This window comes from Mesorhizobium sp. M7A.F.Ca.ET.027.02.1.1, from assembly GCF_004022985.1.
Classification (GTDB): Bacteria; Pseudomonadota; Alphaproteobacteria; order Rhizobiales; family Rhizobiaceae; genus Mesorhizobium.
In genome coordinates this window covers 1-2,822 of record NZ_RZOL01000581.1, presented here as the reverse complement: position 1 = coordinate 2,822, position 2,822 = coordinate 1, and the positions used below count along the sequence as shown (strand labels likewise).

Here is a 2,822-nt window from a genome sequence, read left to right as displayed (position 1 = left end):
CCCGCTCACGTCGTATCTCCCTCAACGCCTCGCGCACCGGGTCCGGATAGAACTCGGAAAAATCGAGGTCGCGGCGCACGAACACCATGATCCGTGCCCCCTGATCGACATGAATCGTGGGCGCGATATTGATCGAGTTGCGAAGCGCCTCTTCGGCAATGCGGTTGAGGCTTTGCGAAACCTGTTGCGCGCCAATCTGGCGCGCGTTCTGCATGTACTGGTTGGGTTGCGTCTGGATTGTCACCGTCTGTCCGGTCTGCGGATCAGTAGAGGTCTGATTGGTGTTTGACCCGTTCTGGTCGTTGCCAAGGTTGGCGATGAACTGCGTCGCGCCACCCACGACACTTAAAAGGATCGCCGAGCCGAACCGCTCGAAATAATGGTTGTCGACCTCGCCCGGCATGCCGCTGCGACCGAGCTCGTCGGTGCCGGTCGAACCGAGCTGCACCGACATGCCGTCCGATCGAAGCAGGCGTGTCCATACAATGAACACCCGCGTTTGGCCGGTTGCGAGGCCACTGCGATATTCACCGATAAGGCGGGAGCCACCGGGGATCAAAACCCTGCGACCGTCGAACGACCACACATCCTCCGACACGACGGCTCGAACCATACCGGCAAGATCGCTCTGAATCGCGGTCTCGAGGACGCCCTTGATCATCGTCCCTTGGGCGACCAGAGCGTCGGTGCGCGGGTTCATCGTGGCTTTCGATGTATCCGCTCCGCTCCGGCTCGCCCGTGCCAAAAAACGCCGATTGGGGTCCTCCTCGCCCTCGCCTGCGTTTCCGGCCGCCGCGGCATCCGTTTCATTGCCGCCCGGTGCTGATGCACTGCCAGGCGCATCGCCGCTATCGACGACGAGCTGCTTGGCGCGCAAGCGCTCCCATTTTCGGCGCTCCTCTTCTTCTTGCCTGCGCCGTTCTTCCTCAGCCAGACGACGGGCCTCGGAATCGTCCTGGACCTGCGGTGGAGCTTCAGGCGGTTGCAATGCTGGTGGAGGGGGAGGGGGAGCCTCGATCGTCGACGGCGGCTGCGCCGGCGCCGCCGGCGGCTCCTCGGGAGCCGTCGGGATTTTCAGGGTCCCGTTATCAAGCTGGGGACGCGGCGTATCGAGCCCAGGTGCGGGAAACTGTGTGGTGTGGAACTCCTCGCCATCCGCCGCCGTCAACAGCGGCTTGTCCGGCGCACGCGTCGCCGCATATATCATCCAGCCGGCAAAGACCACCGCACCCAGCGGCACGGCGATCTTGAACAATGTGCTCGCCCCGAATTTTGGCGCGGCGACCGCCGTGCCCTCCTCAGCGAGCATTCGGTACTCATTGGGAGATGGCATCGGGTCCCCTCACTTTCCGAACAGTCCCACCGCCGACACGCTGCGGCTCGTAAGGTTCAAGCCCGCTCGGTTCGTTCACATTGTTCAGTCTCAGATTGAAGACGCAGGTTGCTTCGTCGCCGTTGCGCAGGGTCCATTGGTAATTGACCTTGTCGACGACGATGTACGCGCCCTCGCGGCGATAATTCACAAGGGTCTCATTGCGCTCGCTGTCGACGACATAGATCGCCGGCACTTCCCTTGCCGGATCGAAGCGGAACCAGGTTTTTACGCCGTCGTCGTAGATCACGAGCGGCTTATTTGCCGACGACCCCTTATAGGCATAGGACGAGTTGGCATTTTCCGCCTTGAAGCCTTGCCGGTTCGGCTGTGCCGCCCTAGCCCGGGCTTCGTCCATCAGCGCCGCGTCCGAAGCCTCTTCGGGATAGCGGAACTTGATCGCATAGACTTGTTGCGCAACCGGCCGAAACTCGCCCTTCAGGAAGAACACATAGCTGCGCTTGTTGGTCAGGACGTTGAGATTCCCGCCCGCATTCTTCTCGATCGGCTTCACAAAGAGCACATCGCCCTTCTTGTTGGGCTCGATGCTCCAGGCCGGGACGTCGCCGGCGCCGAGGGTTTCGATTTTCTCGTCATCGCCGAATTCGATCATGGTCGAGGCGCCATAGCTGGCTGGCACCGACACCACATCGTTCTTCTGATACCAGACGAAGCGAATGCGGCTGTCACGAGATCCCGCCCGAGGGGTCTGTTCGGCAAGGGCTGGCTGAACCGCGCAAACCGCGAGCCCGATTGCCGTCAGGATGCCGGCGACCTTCATTGCGGAGTCTCCGCGGTGGGTGCCGGCGCCGTCTCCTGATCGCGCCGATATTCGAGCACCTGGAAGCCGAGCGGATTTTGAAAACGGATCTCGTTTTTGGCTGGCGCGCCGGTGTAGCGGAACCGGATCAACGACACCCAATGCCGCTGTACTGTGTTGGCCTGGCTCTTTTCCTCCGTCATGAACCGGACCAGGGCGGTCCTTTGGTTGGGAAATGTCACCGACTTCACGTTCACTGCCACGACGGTGTTTCGCCCGTAGAGCACGACGGGGTTCGTCACCTTGTTTGCCGGGCTGAAAAGCTCGACGAGCTCCCTCGAGGCATCGCCGGTGCTCAGCAATTGCGCGAGATCGAAGTTGTCCTTCAGCGCCTTCGGATCGTAGGTCTCGCGAGCCTTAACATAACGGACGATATCGAACATCCCCATCGACTCGTCCTGCTGCAGAGGACCGTCAGCCAGCGGCCGCTTCACCTCGACAAACCCCGTGGATTTGTCGACCACCACCATGTAGGGCTCATAGGTCTTGAGCGGCAGCGCAAGGATCAGCGCTCCCACGGCTGCAACGGCAACGACCGAGGCGACAGTTGCCACACACCACGCCAGAGATCGCGACCAGCGATTGCGCCGCGCGATATCTGTTTCCCAGATTGCCGCATCCACGTAGTAC

Annotated in this window: 3 protein-coding genes; all 3 read right to left on the bottom strand. The window is 61.6% G+C overall.

The window, feature by feature from the left end; translation table 11 throughout:
* On the bottom strand, positions 1-1,255 hold a 1,255-nt coding region (virB10, locus tag EN749_RS33720), incomplete at its 3' end, for a type IV secretion system protein VirB10 (RefSeq protein ID WP_245491556.1).
* A gap of 61 nt (positions 1,256-1,316) precedes the next feature.
* Positions 1,317-2,153: a P-type conjugative transfer protein VirB9 gene (gene virB9 / locus EN749_RS33715; protein ID WP_128364794.1), complete on the bottom strand. Its 837-nt coding sequence runs from the start codon at positions 2,151-2,153 to the stop codon at positions 1,317-1,319.
* Positions 2,150-2,822: virB8 family protein (locus EN749_RS33710; protein ID WP_245491555.1), on the bottom strand; the 673-nt coding region annotated here is incomplete at its 5' end. The genes virB9 and EN749_RS33710, both read right to left, overlap by 4 nt.